Origin of the sequence: uncultured Lactobacillus sp. (assembly GCF_902491705.1) — a bacterium.
In the GTDB taxonomy this organism is placed as follows: Bacteria; Bacillota; Bacilli; order Lactobacillales; family Lactobacillaceae; genus Lactobacillus.
Window position 1 is genome coordinate 84989 of the sequence record NZ_CABUIW010000001.1, and the last position, 23668, is coordinate 108656.

The 23668-nt window shown below is 37.1% G+C and carries 23 protein-coding genes; 17 read left to right on the top strand and 6 right to left on the bottom strand.

The genetic code is table 11. The features are described from left to right. Window positions 1-2: 2 nt before the first annotated feature. A complete protein-coding gene (gene thrC, locus RDN22_RS00390; protein WP_308554794.1) occupies window positions 3-1493 on the bottom strand; it encodes a threonine synthase in 1491 nt (496 codons plus the stop codon). A gap of 119 nt (window positions 1494-1612) precedes the next feature. Between thrC and RDN22_RS00395 the strand changes: the two genes are divergently transcribed. From RDN22_RS00395 to RDN22_RS00405, 3 genes are all read left to right on the top strand, one after another. Further along, entirely contained in the window at window positions 1613-2845 is a 1233-nt protein-coding gene (locus tag RDN22_RS00395) for a homoserine dehydrogenase (RefSeq protein ID WP_308554796.1), read from the top strand. Window positions 2846-2865: 20 nt separating this feature from the next. Beyond that, a complete protein-coding gene (gene thrB, locus RDN22_RS00400) occupies window positions 2866-3729 on the top strand; it encodes a homoserine kinase (RefSeq protein WP_308554798.1) in 864 nt (287 codons plus the stop codon). A 124-nt stretch (window positions 3730-3853) separates the two neighbouring features. After that, entirely contained in the window at window positions 3854-4423 is a 570-nt protein-coding gene (locus tag RDN22_RS00405; protein WP_308554800.1) for a hypothetical protein, read from the top strand. An 86-nt stretch (window positions 4424-4509) separates the two neighbouring features. Here RDN22_RS00405 and RDN22_RS00410 read toward each other — a convergent pair whose 3' ends face one another. From RDN22_RS00410 to RDN22_RS00430, 5 genes are all read right to left on the bottom strand, one after another. Then, a complete protein-coding gene (locus RDN22_RS00410; RefSeq protein ID WP_308554802.1) occupies window positions 4510-5157 on the bottom strand; it encodes a temperature-sensitive replication protein in 648 nt (215 codons plus the stop codon). A gap of 73 nt (window positions 5158-5230) precedes the next feature. Further along, window positions 5231-6109: a YitT family protein gene (locus RDN22_RS00415; RefSeq protein WP_308554804.1), complete on the bottom strand. Its 879-nt coding sequence runs from the start codon at window positions 6107-6109 to the stop codon at window positions 5231-5233. An 87-nt stretch (window positions 6110-6196) separates the two neighbouring features. Continuing rightward, window positions 6197-6724, bottom strand: a complete 528-nt coding sequence (msrA, locus tag RDN22_RS00420) for a peptide-methionine (S)-S-oxide reductase MsrA (protein WP_308554806.1) — start codon at window positions 6722-6724, stop codon at window positions 6197-6199. A 105-nt stretch (window positions 6725-6829) separates the two neighbouring features. Next, complete coding sequence (locus RDN22_RS00425) at window positions 6830-7477, bottom strand: M23 family metallopeptidase (protein ID WP_308554808.1); 648 nt, start codon at window positions 7475-7477, stop codon at window positions 6830-6832. Window positions 7478-7642: 165 nt separating this feature from the next. Continuing rightward, the gene (locus RDN22_RS00430; RefSeq protein WP_308554810.1) at window positions 7643-8479 is read right to left on the bottom strand and encodes a pyruvate, water dikinase regulatory protein; all 837 of its coding nucleotides are present in this window, start codon (window positions 8477-8479) and stop codon (window positions 7643-7645) included. A 177-nt stretch (window positions 8480-8656) separates the two neighbouring features. On the opposite strand from RDN22_RS00430, the gene rpsU reads away from it, so the two are divergent. The 14 genes from rpsU (at window position 8657) to purB (ending at window position 23655) form a co-directional block, all read left to right on the top strand. Continuing rightward, a complete protein-coding gene (gene rpsU / locus RDN22_RS00435; protein ID WP_002880182.1) occupies window positions 8657-8833 on the top strand; it encodes a 30S ribosomal protein S21 in 177 nt (58 codons plus the stop codon). Between the two features lie 163 nt (window positions 8834-8996). After that, window positions 8997-9440, top strand: coding sequence for a GatB/YqeY domain-containing protein (locus tag RDN22_RS00440; protein ID WP_308554823.1), 444 nt, complete (start codon window positions 8997-8999; stop codon window positions 9438-9440). Window positions 9441-9472: 32 nt separating this feature from the next. Continuing rightward, window positions 9473-10432: a PhoH family protein gene (locus RDN22_RS00445; protein ID WP_308554825.1), complete on the top strand. Its 960-nt coding sequence runs from the start codon at window positions 9473-9475 to the stop codon at window positions 10430-10432. A gap of 2 nt (window positions 10433-10434) precedes the next feature. After that, on the top strand, window positions 10435-10959 hold the full coding sequence (gene ybeY, locus RDN22_RS00450; RefSeq protein ID WP_308554827.1) for an rRNA maturation RNase YbeY: 525 nt from the start codon (window positions 10435-10437) through the stop codon (window positions 10957-10959). Then, window positions 10959-11864 carry a GTPase Era gene (gene era / locus RDN22_RS00455; protein WP_308554829.1) on the top strand — a complete coding sequence of 302 codons (906 nt, stop codon included), beginning with the start codon at window positions 10959-10961 and terminating at the stop codon, window positions 11862-11864. Before ybeY ends, era begins: the two co-directional genes overlap by 1 nt. Continuing rightward, on the top strand, window positions 11864-12616 hold the full coding sequence (recO, locus tag RDN22_RS00460) for a DNA repair protein RecO (RefSeq protein ID WP_308554831.1): 753 nt from the start codon (window positions 11864-11866) through the stop codon (window positions 12614-12616). The genes era and recO overlap by 1 nt, the downstream gene beginning before the upstream one ends. A gap of 259 nt (window positions 12617-12875) precedes the next feature. Next, window positions 12876-13793: a glycine--tRNA ligase subunit alpha gene (glyQ, locus tag RDN22_RS00465; RefSeq protein WP_308554833.1), complete on the top strand. Its 918-nt coding sequence runs from the start codon at window positions 12876-12878 to the stop codon at window positions 13791-13793. After that, window positions 13786-15849 carry a glycine--tRNA ligase subunit beta gene (gene glyS / locus RDN22_RS00470; RefSeq protein ID WP_308554834.1) on the top strand — a complete coding sequence of 688 codons (2064 nt, stop codon included), beginning with the start codon at window positions 13786-13788 and terminating at the stop codon, window positions 15847-15849. The genes glyQ and glyS overlap by 8 nt, the downstream gene beginning before the upstream one ends. 25 nt (window positions 15850-15874) lie before the next feature. Then, entirely contained in the window at window positions 15875-17704 is a 1830-nt protein-coding gene (gene dnaG / locus RDN22_RS00475) for a DNA primase (RefSeq protein WP_308554836.1), read from the top strand. Between the two features lie 16 nt (window positions 17705-17720). Next, window positions 17721-18833, top strand: a complete 1113-nt coding sequence (rpoD, locus tag RDN22_RS00480) for an RNA polymerase sigma factor RpoD (RefSeq protein WP_013438073.1) — start codon at window positions 17721-17723, stop codon at window positions 18831-18833. 235 nt (window positions 18834-19068) lie between these two features. Then, window positions 19069-20730, top strand: a complete 1662-nt coding sequence (locus RDN22_RS00485) for a formate--tetrahydrofolate ligase (RefSeq protein ID WP_308554838.1) — start codon at window positions 19069-19071, stop codon at window positions 20728-20730. Between the two features lie 9 nt (window positions 20731-20739). Then, window positions 20740-21225, top strand: coding sequence for a 5-(carboxyamino)imidazole ribonucleotide mutase (purE, locus tag RDN22_RS00490; protein ID WP_308554840.1), 486 nt, complete (start codon window positions 20740-20742; stop codon window positions 21223-21225). Then, complete coding sequence (gene purK, locus RDN22_RS00495; protein ID WP_308554842.1) at window positions 21188-22363, top strand: 5-(carboxyamino)imidazole ribonucleotide synthase; 1176 nt, start codon at window positions 21188-21190, stop codon at window positions 22361-22363. The genes purE and purK overlap by 38 nt, the downstream gene beginning before the upstream one ends. Continuing rightward, window positions 22360-23655 carry an adenylosuccinate lyase gene (purB, locus tag RDN22_RS00500; protein WP_308554844.1) on the top strand — a complete coding sequence of 432 codons (1296 nt, stop codon included), beginning with the start codon at window positions 22360-22362 and terminating at the stop codon, window positions 23653-23655. The genes purK and purB overlap by 4 nt, the downstream gene beginning before the upstream one ends. The last annotated feature ends 13 nt before the right edge of the window (window positions 23656-23668 follow it).

Consider the following 23668-nt stretch of genomic DNA (forward strand, 5'->3'; position numbering starts at 1 on the left):
AATTACTTTAAATCTAAAATTGAACTAATAGCTGCTTCCATATTGCTTGGATCAATTATTTTTTCCATATGTGGTTCATGATCAAAAAGAGCGCGTACGCCAATGGATAATTGACTGCCCAATTCATCGTGTAATTTCTTAATTGCAGCTACGCCAGTTTGAGGACAAACTCTGCCGGTAATAGCCTCATAAACAGTCTCAGGGAACTTGTATGGACTAGCAGTAGAAACAATAACCATTGGTGTTTGATCATTTGTCTTTTTCTTATATTGTCTTGCAACGTATGAACCAACTGCAGTGTGAGGATCAATTACGTAGCGATCATAATTATAAACGCGGTGAATTTCTTCTTTTACTTGATCTTCGGTAGCAAAGTCAGCCGCAAAAATATTTTGCAACTTATTGAATACATCCTTATCAATTTGATAATGACCTCGTTGGGTTAATTGATTCATCAAGCTGGCAATCTTTTGATTATCTTCACCATATAGATCAAATAATAATCTCTCTAGATTGCTGGAGACTAAAATGTCCATTGCTGGTGCGTTGGTTAAATGGAATTTACGACGCTTGTCGTATTCGCCATTGTCAAAGAAGTCAGTAAGAACGTTGTTTTCGTTTGAAGCACAGATTAGTTTATTGATTGGCAGGCCTAATTTTTCAGCGTAATAACCAGCTAAAATATCACCAAAATTACCTGTAGGTACAGCAAAGTTGACCTTGTCGCCTAATTTTATTTCTTGGCGGCGAACCAATTGACCGTATGTGTAAAGGTAATAAGAAATTTGAGGAACAAGGCGGCCGATATTCATTGAATTAGCTGATGAGAATTGGAAGCCGTTTTGATTTAATTTGTTTCTAAAGTGCTCATCGTTAAAGATCTTCTTGACTTCAGTTTGAGCATCATCAAAGTTACCTTTAATAGCAATGGCTTCTAAGTTGTCGCCGTGCTGACTAAGCATTTGCTTAAGTTGGACAGGACTGACGCCGCCTTCAGGATAGAAGACAATTACACGAGTACCTTTTTGATTTGCAAAGCCGCGCATAGAAGCTGTCCCAGTATCGCCAGAAGTAGCAGTTAAGATGATAATGTCGCGGTCAATCTTTTCAATTTTGACTGCACGAGTCATTAATTGAGGCAACATTTGCAAGGCGATATCTTTAAAGGCCAGAGTAGGACCATGAAAGAGTTCCATATAAAAATTATCGTTGTGTTTTTCAATCGGCACAATGCTGCGGTCATCCCATTGTTCACTGTAAGCATTGATTATCGCAGATTTGATCTGATCTTTAGAAAAATCATCAAAAAACAAGCTAATAATCATTGCAGCGATTTGCTTGTAAGATAATTTAGGCAAATCTTCTAGCTTAAAATTAGCTTTTGGAAAATCAACTGGTACATAAAGTCCACCGTCTTGAGCTAATCCTTGAATGATTGCTGCAGGTGAGTTTAAAGCATTGTCTTTAGCGCCTCGAGTACTACGATATTTCATAAAAATCTTCCTCTTTTTAGTAAGTATTAAATATTAATATATTTTACATTGTAACTTGTTTTACCCATGTGTTACAATCATAAAAATAAGAAAATCATTAAAAAAGAAGGCAAAGGACAATGGCAATCAAAATCGCGTTACTTGGGCTGGGAACTGTCGGTTCCGGTGTTTTGAAAATTATTAAAAATAATCAAAAGAAGATTAAGCAAACAAGTGGGGAAGAGATTGTTATTAAAAGAGCCCTTGTTCGCAATCTTCAAAAACATCAAAATATGGCTAAAGAAGTTGAGTTAACGACAAACTATGATGATATTTTAAATGATTCTGAAATTAAAATCGTAGTTGAATTAATGGGTGGTTTGCATCCTGCAAAAGAATACATTTCTAAAGCATTAGAAGCAGGAAAAAATGTGGTAACTGCCAATAAAGACTTGATGGCTACCTTTGGCTCTGAATTGATTGCTTTAGCTGCCAAAAACAAGTGCGATTTGATGTACGATGCCAGTGTTGCAGGTGGTATTCCTATTTTGCGTACAATTAGAAAATCATATGCTGGTGACATAATCTTAGAAATTCAAGGTATCATCAATGGTACAACAAACTATATTTTGTCCCAGATGAATGAGAATGGCTTAAGCTATGATGATGCCTTAAAGAAAGCACAAGAGTTAGGCTTTGCGGAAGCTGATCCTACCAATGATGTTACAGGCAAAGATGCAGCATATAAGATGGTCATTTTAAGCAAGTTTGCTTTTGGTACCAAAATTAGCATCAATGATTTTACTATTGAAGGAATTAACAACTTACAAGCCTTCGATATTGAGCAAGCTAAGAAAATGGGATACACCATTAAGTTGATTGGAATTGCTAAGAATATTAACGGCAAACTTTTTGTAGAAGTAGCGCCATGCTTATTACCAGAAAATAAGATTATGGCTCACATTAAAAATGAAATTAATGCATTGAAAATTAAGAGTCAAAGTCTGGGTACAGCAATTTTTACAGGCCCTGGTGCCGGTAGTTCGGCTACTGCAAGTTCTGTAATGAGTGACGTGATTGCGGAAACTAGCAACTATGTTAAAAAGACGAGTGGTCAGCCATTTAGTAATTTCTCTAGAATAATGAAGTTAACTAGTTCAAAAGATGTGAAGTACCCATATTATCTATCTTTTGAAGCAGAAGAGACTTTACTTGTCTTGAGTAAACGTCTATCTGATCTAGAAATTCCAATTAAAGAAATTAAACGTGTTGATAAGAAGACTGTAGTTGTAACTGAAGAAATTAGTCGTCAGCAATTGCAAGATTTAGCAATTCAAGATTCATATTTGAGAGCAAGCTACAAGATTTTATAGTTATCGTGAGGGGGAGTTAGATGATTATTAAAGTACCAGCTTCAACAGCAAATTTAGGCCCAGGATTTGACTCAATAGGGATGGCTGTTTCGCTTTATTTGGAAGTGGAAGTCTTAAGTGTTTCAGATCGCTTTCAAGTTGATCATGTGATGCCTAAGATTCCTCATGATGAGAATAATTTGATTGTGAAGACTGCATTGTCGGTTTATCCGGGGATGCCAGCACTGCATTTGCGTGTAAAAAGCGATATTCCGCTTGCTCATGGCTTAGGTAGTAGCTCTAGTGCAATAGCTGCCGGGATTGAATTAGCCGACCATTTTGGCAAATTGGGTTTGTCTGATAAAGAAAAAGTACAAATTGGTGCTCGAATTGAAGGACACCCTGACAATATTGCACCTACGATTTTAGGTGGTTTAGTTGTAGGAACTGAAGTAGATCATCATTTTGATGCAGTTAAGTTACCACTGCCACCATATAGCCTGGTTGCTTATGTACCAAACTATAATTTATCTACCAAAAAGGCACGTACTGTTCTACCTAAGAGCTTAGACTTTAAGACAGCCACTCACGGTTCTGCAATTGCCAACACATTGGTAGCTAGCTTGTTTGCCCAAAACTATCAGATAGCTGGGGAATTGATGGAAAAAGATGCTTTCCATGAACCTTATCGAGAAAAATTAGTGCCTGAACTTTTGAAAGTTAGAGAAGTAGCTCATCAAAAAGATGCAATAGCCACTTACCTTAGCGGTGCAGGATCAACCATTATGACGTGGATTGAAGATAAGCATGTGAAGGGCTTTTTATCAGGTCTTAGAAAAAATGACTTGAAAGATAAAACATTGATTTTGCATCCCGATGAGCACGGCGTTCAAATTATTGAATAATATTAAAGAGGTTAATTCTGATTGAATTAGCCTCTTTTTTGTGTGCAAATATGAAAGAAGTAGTGTGTTTTATTTATTCCGTAATTAAAATATGCATAGAAATTGTAGATAGAAAGGCAATATTATGAAGAAAAATAAATATATTAATTTAATTGCAGCAGCATTAATAGCAGTTGCTCCAGCTGTTGGTACTATAACTAGTAATTCAGTAGTTAGTGCAGCAACCAAAAAGCCTAAGACAGCTAAGAAAAATACCAAAAAATCTAAGAAGACTACTAAAAAGGCCACTAAGAAGAATAAGAAGTCACCTATAAGTAAGATTATTGCTTCCTATGATCCTAAAGATACTAGAGCTGCTAAGCTTTACCGTAAGGCTTACAAAAATAGATATAAAAAAGGTAAGAAGTGGTACGTAGATCTTCGTGCAAATAAGAGCAACATCCCTACTTATGATGATGATCATATTGCTACCAAAGAAACATTGAAGAATAAAGCAGGTGATGTTTATACTATCCCACTTGAAGACCTTGATCTTAGTTCAGAAAAACTTGATAATGGTAGCTACAAGGCATTCTTATATACATCTAATTTAGGTGACGATGGATCAGCAATGTATGATCCTAATGATTTTACATTTATTTCTAAATATAATGGTAAGAAAGTAAATCTCATGGACGTTACATTTAATGATTAATGTTGCAAAAATAGAATGAGATTTAAAAATTATTATACAAGTAAAAAAGTGTCACAGATTACGTGACACTTTTTGTTTACTATAAATTAATCATCAAAAGTTGCGGCGAAAGTATCACCGTCAACTAGCATTCTTTTGGCGTTTACCGCATACCAATAAGGGATGATTTCAACGCCGTTTTCTAACTCTGGTTCATAATCGGCCATTTCTAGTACACGATCAAGGTCTTGTTTCTTTACTTGAGGGTAAATGCTCAAAAATCCTTCCTTGGTTAGGCCATTTTCGGTAAAACCACTAGCTTGATAGTTTTCTGCAAATATATCTTTAAAATCGTTTAAATCATAACGTGGTTTGAAATCTTCATCAAAGTATTTAACTTCTACATTTTCAATTTCCATGAATGCACCTAATTGATTAGCCATGTATGGTAACTTGTTAGCTAATTGTTCTGCAGTTAAGCCATCTTGAGCTGGAGCACTTGATTGGTTGTGCTGCCTTAACCAAATTTTGCGTACATCATGTGCATCGCTGCGTTTAGTAATTATATCTTTTACTTTTTTGATTGTGGCATTGTAGTGATTAACTGCTTTTTGCCATTCTAGACGGTTAGGGTACATTTTACGGTAGCGCACAGGTAAGGGATGGTTGATTGTGTTAAAAATAAAATTAAGTTTGTCAGTTGAATAAGAATCAAGCTCGTCTTCGCGCCAGATTAATTCGTAATAAGAACTCATTAGATCCACCTTTCTTTTGTATTTATTATAATTGATAAAAGAAAAAAGTACGTCTTTTAACGTACTTTCTTAATTAAACAATTTCTTGTTCCTTGAAACGTCCATATACCTTTTCGACTTCACTTACACTCATAAATGCATATGGGTCAGCCTTAGCTACGATCTGACGAATATCGTACATATCATAGCGGTCGATAATAGTAATTAAAACAGTCTTTTCAATGTGACTGTAGGCACCTTCCGCATCATGCAAGATAGTAATACCACGGTGCATTCTGTTTTGAATACCGTCAATAATATGTTGGGGATGCTGAGTTACAATCATAACTTGCATCTTCTGGTGTTGAGTATAAACGGCATCAATTACACGACCATTGATAAAAATGGTTAATGCGGAGTAAAGGGCACGTGTCCATCCAAACATAAAACCAGCAGCGGCAATAATGATTAGGTTAACGAAGATGTTAAATTTTCCGTAACTAATTCCAGTTTTTTGCCGGATTACGATACCGATAATATCTAACCCACCGGTTGAAATACCATTTTTAAGGGCTAATCCCGTACCAATACCGTTAATAGAAGCACCAAAAATCGCACATACTAAAGGATCTAAATTCATTTTCCATGGTTGAACCCAGTGCATCATGACTGATCCCAGAACAACGGCAACAATTGTAAAGAATGTAAATTTATGTCCAATCTTAAACCAAGCTAGGATAAATAGCGGAACGTTTAAGGCAAAGTACATAAATGATGTAGACAGTGTAAACGGTAAGTAACGTTCACTGACAGTGTTCACTAACTGCGCAAAACCTGTGATTCCGGACGAGTACATGTGTCCTGGTGTCCAGAAGAAGTTCAACGCAATCGCTACGGCAATTGAGTAAAAGAAGGCTGCAGATAACTTAGAAATAAAGTTATAGCGCCTGTTAAATTTATCTAATTGATCCATATCATGTCAATCCTTAGTTCAAATAAAACTAACTATTTTAAGCAATACTAAGTTTAACAAAAATCCCAGCTGGGACCAACATAAAAACTACTTATTCCAATGCTTTTTAATAAAATCAGCACGACCACCTGCTTCTTCTAGTGCATATCTTTCAGGATCCTTTTTGTAAAAGTCTTGATGATATTCTTCTGCAGGATAGAAAGGCTGGGCTTTTTCGACTTGTGTAACGATTGGCTCATCAAATTTTCCACTATCAGCAAGTGCTTGTTTTGACTTTTCGGCTGCCTCTTTTTGGGCTTCAGAGTTGTAGAAAATTACAGGACGATAATTATCCCCGCGATCTTGAAATTGTCCCATCGCATCAGTAGGATCCGTCACTTGCCAATAGTAATCTAGCAATTTTTCATAGCTTATTTTGCTTGGGTCATATGTAATTTCAACTGCTTCTGTATGACCAGTTTTGCCGCTGCAAACTTCTTCATAGGTTGGATTAGCAACATGACCACCAGTGTAGCCTGAAACAACCTTCTCTACGCCTTCTACAGTGTCAAAAGGCTCAACCATGCACCAAAAGCAGCCGCCAGCAAAGATTGCTGTGTCTAAAGCTTTATTCATAACTATTCCTTTCCAATTTAAAAACTGCTTAATATTTTTAATTGTTTTTAATTATAAGGCAAAAAATAAAGAATCATCAAACTTTTTGACGATTCTTTTGAATAATTATTTTTGTTTAGCAAGGTACTTCTTAATAGTACTAATTGGGTTTAACCATGTACCATTGTTAACGTTCCAATTGTTACATGGGAAGCCTGCTTTATTGATGTAGTTCTTGGTAGTCTTAGTTAAACCTAAGTGAAGGTGAGAACCAGTTAATTTACCGATCTTTTGACCAGCTTTGATCTTTTGACCAGTCTTTACGTAAATGTCGCTCTTCTTAGTAAAACCTTCTTGGTAGACTTCTACGTACTTGTCTGGACTAATAACCCAGATGAACCAACCTAAGCCACTGCCATAAGCTACTTTCTTAACAGTACCTTCATGGATGGCATAAACTGGTGAATAACCAACTTCAGAGTGACCAAAGTCCCAACCATCATGGAAGTATGAAGGTGGGTTAATGGAACGCATGTAGTCAGTTATACCGAAAGTTTGTGACTTGTACATTGGACGTACTCCATACTTATCGCACGCTTTGAATGGGTAGGTCCATTTATATGTCTTTTTAGCTGGAGCTGGATCAGTAGTGGTAGTTGTGGTTGTTGTGTCAGCACTACTATCAACCGTGTCAGCTGAAACTACAGAAGTACTTAAACTTGAACCTATTAACACTGCGCCTAATAAAGTAATTAATTGCTTTTTAAATTTCATCTATATGTATATCAGGATAATACCTGAGTATCTCCTTTCTTTATGTGACCTAGATCATTGTAGCGCAGTAGTTTTACGTAACCATTACAAAAGTGTTTCTACTAATAAAAAGATAGAGAAAAAAGCAGGGCTGAATTAATCTCAGTCCTGCTTTTTGAAAAATTATTACTTAGCGTAGTCGTCAATACCCAAGTGTTCAAGAATTAAAGCAGCAGTTTCTTCAATAGAGCGGTGAGCTACATTGATTACGTAGCAGCCTAACTTCTTGTATAAAGCTTGAGCTGATTCAAGTTCCTTGTTGATTGAATCCATGTTTGAGTAGGTTGTATCTGGGTTTAAACCATATGCAATCATTCTTTGACGTCTGATTTCATTTAATACAGATGGATCATTGGTTAAACCGATAATCTTCTTAGGATCAATCTCATAAATTTCCTTTGGAATGTGAGTTTCTGGAACAAGTGGCAAGTTAGCAACCTTCAAATTCTTGTTAGCTAAGAACAATGAAAGTGGAGTCTTAGAAGTTCTAGAAACACCTAATAAGACTACGTCAGCTTCCAAGAAGCCCTTAGGATCCTTACCATCGTCATACATTACAGCGAATTCCATTGCGGAGATTCTGTCGAAATACTTTTGGTTTAAGCTGTGTTGAGCACCGATCTTTTGATCAGGAGTCATATGAGTAGTTTGTTGAATAGCTTCAACTACAGGTGAGAAGATGTCTACACATTGAATATTGTGTTCACGTGCAAATTTGATAACTGGCATTTGCATCTCATCTTTAACCAAACTATAGATAATTACAAGATTTGGATATTTCTCGATTTCTTGTAAAACTTCATCCAACTTCTTTTGGTTAGTAATGAATGGGTAACGACGATAATTGATTTTAGCTTTTGGAAATTCAGCAGCAGCCGCAGTAGCGTTGCTAAATGCGGTGTCACCAGCAGCGTCTGAAATAATGATAATGTTTAATTCATTTTGGTCTTTTGTATCTGCCATATTAGCACCTCTTTCTGTTCATAATTATACTATTAATGAAAGCGGATTAACAACCGAATTATTAGAGATAAACTTTTTCAAAAAATATTTAAATATTGTATTGACCCTTAAGATTAGTTTGGTATAATTTAAGTAAATGTATGGCGTAACGCCAAGAAATGGAAGGAGGGATCACACATGGCTAAGACAATCGTTCACGAAAACGAGTCTATTGATGATGCTCTTCGTCGTTTCAAGCGTTCCGTTTCAAGAAGTGGTACCTTACAAGAATACCGCAAGCGCGAATTCTACGAAAAACCAAGTGTTCGTAGAAAATTGAAGTCAGAAGCTGCACGCAAGCGTAGACATTATTAATATTTTGAAAAGCTCACCCGGGAATGGGTGGGTTTTTTGTTACTTCTTTTTATTTTATCATAATCAAAATTATGTTAAGTAAATAAACTATAGATTTATTTTCGTTGGTCTTATAGTTTGCTATAATATTATTGGGTTTTTAATAGAAAGAAGGAATTATAAATTGAGTTTGTCAGATAAGATCATGACTGATATGAAAACAGCCATGAAGAATCACGATAAGACTACTCTTAATACAGTTCGTATGATCAAATCTGCTTTGATGAATGAAAAAATCAAGTTGGGACATGATTTGAATCCAGACGAAGAATTAACTGTTCTTAATCGCGAAAAGAAACAAAGAGAAGAATCAATTGAAGAGTTTGCTAAAGCTAAACGTGATGATTTAGTGGAAGAAACTAAAAAAGAATTAGCAGTAGTTGAAAAGTACATGCCTAAGCAAATGAGCAAGGATGAATTGGAAACTGCTGTTAAGGAAACAATTGATGAAGTTGGTGCCAAAGGTAAGTCTGATTTTGGTAAAGTTATGAAAGCTTTAATGCCAAAGATTAAAGGCCGTGCCGATGGCAAGGCTGCATCTCAAGCAGTTCGTGATCAACTAAACTAAAGTTTAGTAGTAACAAGAAGGAGCGGGTTTTTTTGGCTCAAACAACTTTTATACCTCAAAAACAAGAGAATATTCAAAAATTAGTTGGAGTTAATGATGGAAATCTAAAGCTTCTTTCTGAAGGCTATGATTTGTCTGTCACTGATACTGGTAATGAAATTGTCATTTCAGGTGATGATGAGGCAAACGTAAAGAAAGCCGTCGCTGTTTTAAAGGCATTAGACAGTGTTGTGAATACCGGCGTTAACGTTGGCGCGCCCGATACGGTTAGTGCGATGAAAATGGCCGACAAAGGTACTACAGAGTACTTTGCGGACTTATATAAGAAGGTCTTGATTCGGGATGCTAAAGGTAGACCGATCAGAGTGAAAAATATGGGTCAAAAGCGTTATGTCGAAGCTATTAATAAATCCGATGTTGTCTTTGGAATAGGGCCAGCTGGGACTGGTAAGACTTTCTTGGCAGTTGTTTGTGCAATTGCTGCATTCAAAAAGGGCGAAGTTTCTAGAATAATTTTGACTAGACCAGCTGTTGAAGCTGGTGAATCACTTGGATTTTTGCCTGGCGATTTGAAGGAAAAAGTTGATCCATATTTGAGACCAATTTATGATTCTTTATACGCTATTCTTGGTACTAATACTACTGACCGCTTAATGGAACGTGGCGTAATCGAAGTGGCTCCACTTGCATATATGCGTGGACGTACACTTGATGACGCGTTTGTAATTCTTGATGAAGCCCAAAACACTACTGATGCACAAATGAAGATGTTTTTAACACGTCTTGGTTTTAACTCCAAGATGGTCGTAAACGGAGATATGACTCAAGTCGATTTGCCGGGTCGACAGCGTAGCGGTTTAATCGATGCAAGACGTATTCTGAAGGGAATTGACCAAATTAAATTCATCAACTTTTCTGCACAGGATGTTGTTCGTCACCCTGTAGTTGCCAAAATTATTACTGCTTATGAAAAAGAGGATGCTAAACACTAAAAATGAATCCAATTGATATTACTTATAATGATGAAGTTGGCTTTTTAGATGATGAAAAGCGCGACTGGCAAGACTGGATTATGAAGCTTTTACTTTTAGCTAAAAAAGAAATTGGCAAAGATAATAACTTAGAAATGAGTATTAACTTTGTTGATGAGGATCGGAGTCATGAGATTAATTTAAAGTATCGTGACAAAGATCGTCCAACAGATGTCATTTCTTTTGCAATTGAAGATGGTGAGGATTCAATTGACTTAGCTGCTTTTGCGGATGATCCTGATTTCCAAGAAGATATCGGCGATTTATTTATGTGTCCAAGCGTCATCAAGCGTCATAGCAAGGAATATGGCACTGGGTTTGACCGAGAATTTGGTTATACTGTAGTTCATGGCTTCTTGCACTTGAATGGCTATGATCATATCAAGCCTGATGAAGCCAAAGAAATGTTTGGCATTCAAGGTAAGGTGCTTGAAGACTACGGCTTACCACTATATCCTGATCAATTAGATGAAGGCAGAGGTAAATAATGGAAGAAAAAGAATTTAAGTCTGGCTTTGTTGCCTTAGTTGGTCGACCAAATGTTGGTAAGTCAACTTTAATGAATTACTTAGTTGGCCAAAAAGTGGCGATTACCTCAAATAAGCCTCAGACAACGAGAAATCGTATCTCAGGCATTTATACTTCCGATAAAATGCAAGTCGTTTTTGTTGATACACCAGGTATCTTTAAGCCTCATTCAAAACTTGACGACTATATGGATAAAGCTAGTCTTTCTAGTTTAAATGATGTAGATTTAGTTTTATTCATGGTTGAACCTGAGGAAATTGGTAAAGGTGATCAATATATTGCTGATTTGCTTAAGGAAGTAAAGGTTCCAGTATTTTTAGTAATCAATAAGGTTGATCAAATTCATCCTAATAAATTGTTGCCAATTATGGATTCATACCATAAGTTACAGGGCTTTAAAGAAATACTACCGATTTCTGCTACCCAAGGTATTGGTATTGAAGATTTATTAGCTACAATTTATAAATATTTGCCAGAAGGACCACAATATTACAGTGCTGATCAGATCACAGATCGCCCAGAATACTTTGTAGTCGCTGAACTTATTCGTGAACAGATCTTACGACTTACTTCACAAGAAGTACCGCACGCTACCGCGGTTGCCGTTGATCAAATGAATAAGCACCAAAATGGCAAGTTAGTAATTGATGCAACCATTTATGTTGAAAGAGATGGACAAAAGGGCATTATCATAGGTAAAGGTGGTAAGATGCTCAAGCAAATTGGCATTAACTCTCGTAAAGAAATCGAAGCTTTATTGGGAGAGAAAGTCAATTTGCATCTCTGGGTTAAGGTCCAACACAACTGGCGCTCAGATCCAAGCTTTTTGAAACAAATTGGTTACGATAAGAAGGAACTTGGTTAATGGTACGTGAACTTAAAGAAGTTCAGGGTATTATTTTCAAAAGACAAAAATATAAAGAAGCAGATTTATTAGCTAAAATCATGACTAAGCAGGATGGGATAATTACCTTGATTGTGAAAGGAGCATTGCGGCCGAAGTCACGTTTAAGTGCTGCGACGCTTAATTTCTCAACGGGTACTTATGTCATTTACACTAGCGGTCATGGTTTAAGCAATCTACGCACGTATAAAGAAGTAAGGCAATTCGATGGTTTATATCAAGACCTAACGAAGAATGCTTATGCTTCTTTTATTTTTGACTTAATTGATCATGCTTTTGTCGAATATCAGCCTATTGGCAAGTATTACGATTTAGCTCTTTTTGCCCTGAAAAAAATAAATGATGGCGTTGATAGTGAAATGATCACGCAAATTGTGCAAATGAAGATGCTTAGTGCTTATGGTGTTGAGCCTGAATTAAAACATTGTGTAATTTGTGGCAGAGAAAAAGGTGTCTTTGATTATTCAATTAAATTAGGAGGCATTGTCTGCAGTGATCATTTTGCTACTGTTAATAGCCGCATGCATTTAAAGCCTAAAGAGACAGCTGTCTTGAGAACAATTGGATTATTGCCAATTGAGCGTCTTGGAACAATTAAAATAAATGAAGAAACTAAAAAAGCTACTCGAAAAGCGATTGATCGTATCTATCGTGAAACGATTGATTTGAATTTAAAAACGAAAAAGTTTTTAGATGAAATTAAACTTTTTTAGTGAGTAAATATCTGGTTAAAACCTAATTCATATGTTAAAATAAACACGTATTTGGCGATGATGAGGATCAGAAAAGTACTAGTTAAGCGAGTACCGTTTGGTGTGAGGGTACCTAGGAAAAGGCACCTCTAGTCAGTATTCAATTAAGTGCAGGAAGAAGACTTCCTGAATTAGGGTGGAACCGCGATATATTTCGTCCCTATGCAAAATTTTGCATAGGCTTTTTTTATGGCCTAGCGCAGGAGGAGAATTAAGGAAAATGGCAGATAAGAAATTAAACATTCAAAATATGATCTTTAAGCTGGAACAATTCTGGTCCTCCAAAGGTTGTATGATTATGCCTTCTTACGATGTTGAAAAAGGTGCAGGTACGATGAGTCCTTACACTTTTCTTCGTGCAGTTGGTCCTGAACCATGGGCAGCTTGCTATGTTGAGCCTTCAAGAAGACCTGCAGATGGTCGTTATGGTGAAAACCCTAACCGGTTATTCCAACACCACCAATTCCAAGTTGTTATTAAGCCAGCTCCAAAGGATATTCAACAATACTATTTAGATAGTTTGAAGGTTTTAGGTATCGATCCTTTGGAACACGATATTCGTTTCGTAGAAGACAACTGGGCTAACCCATCAATGGGTTGTGCCGGTGTTGGTTGGGAAGTATGGCTTGACGGTATGGAAGTTAGTCAATTTACATACTTCCAAGTAGTTGGTGAATTAGATGTTAAGCCAACTATGAGTGAAATTACTTACGGTGTTGAAAGACTTGCTTCTTACATCCAAGATGTAAACTCAGTATTTGACCTTGAATGGGGCAACGGTGTTCTTTACCGTGATATCTTCAAGCAACCAGAATATGAACATTCAAAATATGCATTTGAAGAATCAAATCAAGAACAACTTCTTAAATTCTTTGATATTTATGAATCAACTGCTAAGCGTCTTCTTAGTCAAAACCTTGTACACCCAGCATATGATTACATTTTGAAATGTTCACATACTTTCAACTTGCTTGATGCTCGTGGTGCTGTTTCAGTAACTGAACGTGCTGGATACTTGTCAAGAATTAGAAACTTGGCTCATGAAGTAGCTGTTAAGTTTGTAGAAGAACGTGAAAAGCGTGGCTTCCCATTGCTTAAGAGTGCAGAAGACAAGAAAGCTGGGGTAGAAAATGGCTAAAGATTATTTATTTGAAATCGGTACTGAAGAAATGCCAGCCCATGTTGTACCACGCAGCGTAAAGCAATTGGCTGACAGAACTAGAAAGTTTTTGAAAGAAAACGGATTAAAGTTTAAAGACATCAAGACTTTTGCTACACCACGTCGTTTAACTATCTTGGTTGAAGACTTAGCTGAAAAGCAAGATGATATCGATGAAGTAAAAAAGGGTCCTGCTAAAAAGATTGCTCAAGATGCAGATGGCAATTGGACTAAGGCTGCACAAGGTTTTGCTCGCGGTCAAGGCATGACTACTGATGACATTTACTTCGAAGAACTTAAGGGTACTGAATACGCTTATGTTCACGTTCAAAAAGAAGGTAAGAAGGCTAGCGATATCTTACTTGGCATGAGCGATATCATTAAGGCTATGACTTTCCCAACTAAGATGAGATGGGACTCAAATGACTTTGAATTCGTTCGTCCAATTCACTGGCTTGTATCATTATTTGGTAGCGATGTAGTTCCAGTTAAGATCTTAGATATTACTGCTGGTCGTAAGACTCAAGGTCACCGTTTCTTAGGTGATTCAGTAGTATTGGCTAATGCAGATGACTACGAGGATGCATTAAAGGATCAATACGTTATTGCTAACGCTGAAGAACGTAAAGATATGATCGTTAACCAAATGAATGAATTGGTTAAGGAAAATCATTGGCAAGTAAAACCAGATCGTGATTTGCTTGAAGAAGTAACTTACTTAGTTGAATATCCAACTGTTTTTGCTGGTTCATTTGATGAAAAGTACTTGAACATCCCTGATGAAGTATTAATTACTTCAATGAAGGATAACCAAAGATACTTCGAAGTTTACGATGAAAATGGTAAGTTAATTAACCACTTTATCGCTGTTAGAAACGGTAACAAGGACTACTTAGATAACGTTATTTCAGGTAACGAAAAGGTATTGGTAGCTCGTTTGGACGATGCTCAATTCTTCTACGATGAAGACCGTAAATACCCACTTAGCCACTTTGTTGACCGTCTTAAGAATGTTTCATTCCACGATAAGATTGGTTCAATGGCTGAAAAGATGCAACGTGTACGCATGATTGGTGATTACCTTGCAAAGCGTTGGGACTTACCTGAAAATGTTGTAAAGGACTTCGACCGTGCTAGCGAACTTTACAAGTTTGACTTAGTTACTCAAATGGTAGGAGAATTCGCTGAACTTCAAGGTGTTATGGGTATGCACTATGCTCGTCTTGCTGGCGAAGATGAAGAAGTTTCAGTAGCTATTAAGGAACACTACATGCCAGCAACTGCGGAAGGCCCACTTCCAGAAACTACTGTAGGTTCACTTTTGTCTATTGCAGATAAGATTGATACCATCGTAACTTTCTTTGGTGCAGGCATGATCCCAACTTCATCTAATGACCCATACGCACTTCGTCGTTATGCATATGGTATTGTTAGAATTTTGCTTAACCAAAAGTGGTCACTTCCATTTAACGAAGTATTGCCTGAAATCATTAGCATGCTTAATGGTGTAACTCCAGCTAAGCTTCCTAAGGGCGATGCTGACCAAGAAATTGCTGACTTTATTCGTGATCGTGTAAAGCAATACTTACAAAAGAACAACTTCAAGTATGATATTGTTGATGCTGTTCTTGCATCAAGTCAACAAGATCCAAGTCAAATTTTGGCAGCTGCAAATGTTTTGCAACTTCACCATGATGATGAAGAATTCAAGCCAGTAGTTGAAAGTTTGACTAGAATTGACAACATTTTAGACAAGGCTAAGTTCAAGGGCAATGTTGAAATCGATGAAAGCTTATTTGATGACAACAGTGAAAAAGAACTTTATGCTGGTGTTGAAAACTTACAAAAGGTTGAAAGCTTGGCTGACCTTTACCAAGGATTCGTTCAACTTCAACCAGTTATTGACCAATACTTTGACACTAATATGATCATGGCTAAGGACGAAAAGGTTAAGAACAACCGTTTAGCACAATTATTCGCTGTTAGTGAATTAGCTGATCGTTTAGGTGACTTAAGCAAGTTAGTAATTAAATAAAAAATAGATAGAAAAGGTGATTCATATGGCTGGACGGATTCCAGAAGAATTCATCAATGAGGTCCGCAGTAACGTTAATATTGTAGATATCATCAGCCAATACGTGTCACTTGAAAAGAAAGGCAAAGACTATATTGGTCTTTGCCCTTTTCATCAAGAAAAAACACCTTCTTTTACGGTTAATGAGGAAAAGCAATTTTTCAAGTGCTTTGGCTGTGGTAAAGGCGGAAACGTTTTTAAATTCTTAATGTATAAGGATAATCTTACTTTTCCAGAGAGCGTAGAACGTGTTGCGGAGTTCGCTCATATTGCGATGCCTCAAGGGTATGGCAATAATACTGGAAGTAAGATGAGTCCGCTTATGCGAATGCATAAGGATGCAACGGAGTTTTATCACAGAGTATTGTTAACAACTAAAGCTGGCGAAAGAGGGATGCAGTATGCCCAAAAGCGGCAACTGGATCAAAAGGTGCTGGACCATTTTAAAATTGGATATGCTCCTAAAGAAGATAATGTTCTGATTACTTATTTGCGCGGCAAGGGCTACCAAGATGATGATTTAGCTAAAAGTGGCTTGTTTGTGCAAAGCAAAGACGGCCGTTTGTTTGATCGCTTTCGTGATAGATTAATGTTCCCACTGGACAATGAAGCAGGGCACACTATTGGCTTTTCAGGTAGAAGAATTTCTGACGACAAGACTGAAGCTAAATATATGAATAGTCCAGAAACAGAGATTTTTACCAAGTCTAAAGTTCTGTTTCACTTTGCTGAAGCAAAAAAAGCCGCTCGAAGCGAGCAGCATCTTATTCTTTATGAAGGATATATGGACGTAATAGCTGCTTATAAGGCGGGGATTAGTTCAGGCATTGCTTCAATGGGTACTAGTTTGACGGATGATCAGATCTACATGCTACGGCGAGTAACCTCTAACATTATTATCAATTATGATGGGGATCCACCTGGTATTCATGCTGAAGAACGTGCCGCAAGGATGTTTAACCAAGCTGGCAATTTTAATTTAGGAATTGTTGTTTTACCGGATAATTTAGATCCGGATGAATATGTTAGAAAATATGGCGCTGAAAAATACCAAAAAGAGGTAAACGGTGCTAAAACTCCAACAGAATTTTTCCTAGAAAGACTGGCTAAGAAATATAATTTAAATAATGATCGTGAAAAGATTACTTATTTGGATGAAGCAGTCAAAGAAATTGCTCAGGTTAAAAATCCAGTTGAACGGGACATGTATATTGAGCAACTTGCCCGTAATGCTCAAGTTTCTATTGATTCTTTGAAGGCTAATTTAGCTAGAGAATTACGAAGAAATAATCGCGCCAAAAGTCATATGCGGCGCCAATCCAATTATTCCGCTCCCTCTAGTGATGCAGAGCAACCTTCTTCTTTTGAATCGGCAGAAGTTGCTACAATTCAGCAAACAGAAGGGCAAAAACATCCAAGACAAGTTAGATTGTTATATTTGTTTATTCATTCAGCACAAGCACAAAAGTATCTTCAAGAAGGTAATTTTCATTTTCCAGATAGAGATTTTGAAGAATTATCAAAGTTATGGATAAAATATAAAGAAACACATGATAATCCGCAAATTGATGGTTTTTTAGATTTTATTCCTGAGCAACTTCAAGGTATAATAGTAGATGCTGAAATGGCAAACATGCCAAAAGATTTTACAATTCAAGAGATTAATGAGTATGTCCAATCATTCCAAAAGCGCAACATTTATTCTCGGCTGAATGAGCTTAACTATCAATTACAGGATGCAATGCGCAAAAAAGATAGGGAAGAATCTTTGAGACTTACTCAAAAAATTATTGAATTGAAAAGGGTCTTAGGTTAATTAAGGAGGCTTTTTAGTGGCAGAAAGAGAAACTACACAAAAACCATCTTTGGATAAGGTGGTAAAGCAAGTCGTTAAGGACGTAAAAAAGGAAAAGACAATTACTGAAAAGGACTTCACTGCTCGCCTGATTAAGCCTTATAATTTGCAAGGTAAGGCTGTTGATCAACTTGTACAAGAGTTTGAAGATAACGGTATCAGTATTGTTGATGAAAACGGTGATCCTTCAAAATTAGCCTTAAAGAAACAAAAAGATGTTGAAAAGGCTGAATTAAAGGATATGTCTGCACCTTCAAGTGTTCGAATGAACGATCCAGTGCGGATGTATTTAAAGGAAATCGGTCGTGTGCCACTTCTTACAGCAGATCAAGAAATTGCTCTTGCTAAGAGAATTGAAGCCGGTGATGAAGAAGCTAAACAAGAATTAGCTGAAGCTAACCTTCGTTTGGTTGTTTCTATTGCTAAGCGTTATGTTGGTCGTGGCATGTCATTCCTTGACTTAATTCAGGAAGGTAACATGGGATTAATGAAGGCCGTTGACAAGTTTGATTATCGTCTTGGCTTTAAATTCTCTACTTACGCAACTTGGTGGATTAGACAGGCTATTACCCGTGCTATTGCTGACCAAGCTCGTACTATTAGAATTCCTGTCCACATGGTTGAAACTATCAACAAATTGATTAGAATTCAACGTCAATTGTTGCAAGACTTAGGTCGTGAACCAACTCCAGAAGAAATTGGTGCCGAAATGAATATGCCAACTAACAAGGTTCGTGATATTCTTAAAATCGCTCAGGAACCAGTTTCTCTTGAAACTCCTATTGGTGAAGAGGATGATTCACACTTAGGTGACTTCATTGAAGACAAGGATGCAACTAGTCCAGAACAACATGCTTCATACGAAATGTTGAAGGAACAACTTGAACAAGTACTTGAGACTTTGACTGACCGTGAAGAAAATGTTTTGCGTTTACGTTTTGGTCTTGATGATGGCCGTACCCGTACTTTGGAAGAAGTAGGTAAAGTATTTGGCGTAACTCGTGAACGTATTCGTCAGATTGAAGCTAAAGCTTTAAGAAAGCTTCGTCATCCAAGTCGTTCAAATCAATTGCGTGACTTTATGGACTAATTTATAAAATAAAGCAGTGAAATCTGCGATTATCTTTTTAGAACTCACATCAAAATGATGTGGGTTCTTTTTTTGGCTTCTATTAACACTTATTTGCTTAAAAATAAAATATGTTCGTAATATCTATTTACTTTTAGCGAATAATTGCGTATTCTAATACTAAATAAAGTATAAACAGATCATTTAGAACAATACTACTCTAAATTGTTCGTATTTGTGTTGAAAGGAACGACGAATGCCAACTGATATTGAAATTGCTGATGCTGCTAAATTGGAACCAATTACTAAAATCGCTGCTAAGTTGAATCTTGGTGAAGAAGATATTGAGCAATATGGTCACTATAAAGCAAAAATTAATCTTCCCGTTAAAGAAGTAAAAGGCAAGAAGCATAAACTGATTTTGGTAACAGGAATTAATCCAACCTCTGCTGGTGAAGGTAAATCAACCATTTTGGTTGGTTTAGGGGATGCTTTAAACCAATTGGGGCATCAAACAACTATTGCGATGCGTGAGCCATCCATGGGACCTGTCTTTGGAATTAAAGGTGGAGCTACTGGTGGTGGCTACAGTCAAGTAGTCCCAATGGAGGATATTAATCTTCATTTTACTGGCGATATGCATGCTTTATCATCTGCTAATAATACTTTAGCCGCTTTAATTGATAATTATATTATGCGTGATAACAAGCTAGGCCTTGATCCTCGTAGAATTATTTGGCGGCGTGTTGAAGATGTAAATGATCGTGCTTTACGTAATATCGTTACTGGATTGGGTGGCTTAAGCCAAGGCGTTCCTAGAGAAACCGGTTTTGATATTACCGCCGCTTCAGAAATGATGGCCATTCTTTGCTTGGCAGAAAACCTTCATGATTTAAAGAAGAGAATTGGTCGAATTGTAGTTGGTTATACTTATGACCGCAAGCCTGTAACTGTCGATGAGCTAGGTTTTACTGGTGCAATTACACTTCTGCTTAAAGATGCGATTAAACCTAATCTGGTTCAAACTTTGGATCATACACCAGCAATTATTCATGGTGGACCATTTGCCAATATCGCTCATGGCTGTAATTCGGTTTTAGCTACTCAAGCTGCAATGGCTACTTCAGATTACACTGTTACAGAATGTGGCTTTGGTGCAGACCTTGGTGCTGAAAAATTCTTAGATATTAAGCGTCCTGTTTTAGGTAAAACACCTGATGCTGTAGTGATAGTTGCTACAGCTCGTGCCTTAAAGCTCAATGGTGGTGTTGATAAGAATGATTTAACTGAAGAGAACTTGCCAGCCCTTAAGAAGGGATCTGCTAATTTAGTACGTCATATTCATAATATGCAAAGATACGGCTTGCCATTAGTTGTTGCAATTAACCACTTTACTAGCGATACTCAAGCTGAAATTGATGCTATTAAAGAAATTTGTGAAAAAGAGGGAATTCAAGGAATTGAAGCTGATGCCTGGGCTAAAGGTGGTCAAGGTACCCAAGATTTAGCTAAAGAAATTGTTAAATTGGCTGATCAACCCGCTGATTTTCATCCACTATATGACAATAGCGATTCAATTGAAGATAAATTAACGGCAGTTGCTACAAAAATTTATGGTGCTAAACGCGTCGTTCTTTCTAAAAAAGCTAAACGTCAAGCTAAAAAATTCCAAGAACTTGGCTGGGGCAATTTACCAGTATGTATTGCAAAGACGCAATATTCATTTACTGATGATCAAACTAAGCTGGGTGCCCCAACTGATTTTGATTTTCATATTCGTGACTTGGTACCAAAATTAGGAGCTGGATTTATTGTCGCTTTATCTGGAACTATGATGACGATGCCTGGTCTTGCTAAGCATCCAGCTGCTGAAAACATGGATATTGACGATAATGGTCAAATTACTGGTTTATTTTAAGGAGAAAAAATGGCTGAAGTTAGCGTAATTATGGGAAGTAAGTCGGATTGGTCAACAATGAAGCATGCTTGTCAGATTTTAGATCAATTTGGCGTTGAATATGATAAGCATGTTATTTCGGCTCACCGTATGCCCGATGAGATGTTTGATTTTGCTAAAAAAGCTGAAAAGCAAGGCGTTAAAGTAATTATTGCTGGTGCTGGTATGGCTGCTCATCTTCCAGGGATGACTGCCGCAAATACTGTTTTGCCAGTTATTGGAGTGCCAGGTCAAACTAAGGCTTTAGGCGGAATGGATTCACTTTTGTCTATTGTTCAAATGCCAACAGGAATTCCGGTTGCTACAACAGCGATTGGCAATGCTGGTGCAAGTAACGCAGCACTTTTAGCTTTGGAAATTTTGGGCGTAAGTAACGAAAAAATTAAAGAACAACTTAAAGACTATCGCAAAAAAATGCATGATGAAGCAAAGGAAAGCAGTGCAGATCTTGACTGATTCTAATTTTATTGAGCAAGGAAAAACTGTTGGCATTATTGGTGGTGGTCAATTAGGCCAAATGATGGCTTTGGCTGCTAAATATGGCGGTATGAAGGTTATTACTCTAGATCCTACTCCAAATTGCCCTTGTGGTCAGGTGGCTGATGATCAAATTGTTGCTGAATATTCAGATGTTAAAGCAATCGAAGAATTGGCTCGTCGTAGTGATGTCTTGACTTATGAATTTGAGAATGTGGATCTGAATGCCTTGAAAGCTGTTGCCGATAAAGTAAAAATCCCTCAAGGTACTAACTTGCTGTATGTTACTGATCACCGTATTCGTGAGAAAAACTTTTTACGAAGTGCAGGCTGTAAGACTGCACCTTATGAAGCTGTTAAAAATATGGCTGATTTAAAAAAGGCGATTAAAGACATTGGCTTTAATTGTGTTTTAAAGACATGTGAAGGTGGATACGATGGTCATGGTCAAGAAGTTTTAAAGTCCGAAGAAGACCTTAACAATAAACATGTTCAAGAAATATTGGCTACAGGTGATTGTATTCTTGAAGGCTGGGTACCATTTAAAGTGGAAGCATCTGTAATGGTTGCTCGAAATGCTAGAGGAGAAGTGTCTGTTTTCCCAGTTAGCGAAAACTATAATACTGATGAAATTTTGCATATCAGTATTGTTCCTGCTCGAATTCCTAAAGAAACATATGAAAAAGCACAGAAGATTGCTATTCAGATCGCTGAAGCGATTCATTTGCGCGGCATCTTGGGTGTAGAAATGTTTATTTTAGATAATGGCGATATTTATATTAATGAATTAGCTCCACGTCCACATAATTCAGGCCACTATTCAATTGAAGCATGCAATTTTAGTCAATTTGACATTCATGATCGTGCTATCTGTAATTGGCCTTTACCTAAGATTAAACTGCTTTCTAAAGTAGTTATGGTTAATGTTTTGGGACAACATGTTAAGGGTGTAAGAGAACAAATCCCTAAAAAGCCTAACTGGCATTTCCATTATTACGGTAAAGCCGAAATTCGTCACAATCGTAAGATGGGGCATGTGACTATCTTGACTAACAACATTGAAAAAACTTTAGCAGAAATTAATGATACTCATATCTGGGAGGATACTGTAAAATGATCGACCGTTACACCCGTCCAAAGATGGCTGAGATCTGGACTTTAGAAAATCAATACCAAAGCTGGCTCGAAGTGGAAATTGCTGCTGACGAAGCCTGGTCTGAACTGGGACAAATTCCTAAGGAAGATGTTGAAAAGATTCGTAAAAATGCCAAATTTGATGTTGATGAAATAGCCAAAATTGAAGCTATTACTCACCATGATATTATTGCATTTACTCGCTGCGTTTCCGAAAGTCTGGGCGATGAAAAGAAATGGGTTCACTATGGTCTGACTTCAACGGATGTGGTTGATACTGCTCAAGGTTATCGTTTAAAGCAGGCAAATAAGATTTTGCTTGAAGATATTGATAACTTTATGCAAATCATTGCTGATAAGGCGCGAAAGTATAAATACACTGTTGAAATGGGGCGTACTCATGGTATTCATGCGGAACCCACTACTTTTGGCTTAAAGCTTGCTCGTTGGTATTCAGAAATGAAGCGTAATCGTGAACGCTTTATTCATGCTGCTAAGGGTGTTGAAGCAGGCAAAATTTCTGGTGCTGTTGGTACTTTCGCTGAAGTAGATCCAAGAGTCGAAGAACTTGTCTGCAAAAAATTAGGTCTTCGCCCACAAGAAGTTTCTAGTCAAGTATTGCCAAGGGATCTTCATGCAGAATATATTGCAACTTTAGCTTTGATTGCTACTAGTCTGGAAAACTTTGCTACTGAAATTAGAAGCTTGCAAAGAACGGAAATTCATGAAGTAGAAGAGCACTTTGCTAAAGGTCAAAAAGGATCTTCTGCAATGCCGCACAAACGTAATCCAATTGGCTCCGAAAACATTTGCGGTTTAGCTAGGGTATGTCGTGGTCATATTCAAACAGCTTATGAAAATGTTTCTTTATGGCATGAAAGAGATATTTCGCACTCTAGTGCTGAAAGAGTCATTTTGCCTGATACTACTGAACTGCTGGACTATATGCTGCACCGTTTTGGTAACATTGTTAAGAATTTGGATGTTTTCCCAGAACGAATGATTCAAAATATGGATGAGACTCATGGCCTAATTTACTCAGGTCGAGTTTTATTAAAGCTCGTTCAAAGCGGATTGAGCAGAGAAAAAGCTTATGATACAATTCAGCCTTTAACTGCTAAGTGTTGGGCTGAGCATGTTCCATTTAGACCGCTTTTAGAAGCTGATCCAGTTGTTAAGGAACGTTTGACAAAAGCAGATTTAGATGATGCCTTTGATTATCATTGGCACTTACGCAATGTTGATTATATTTTTCATCGTGTTGGTTTAGATTAATAAAATAGGCTTA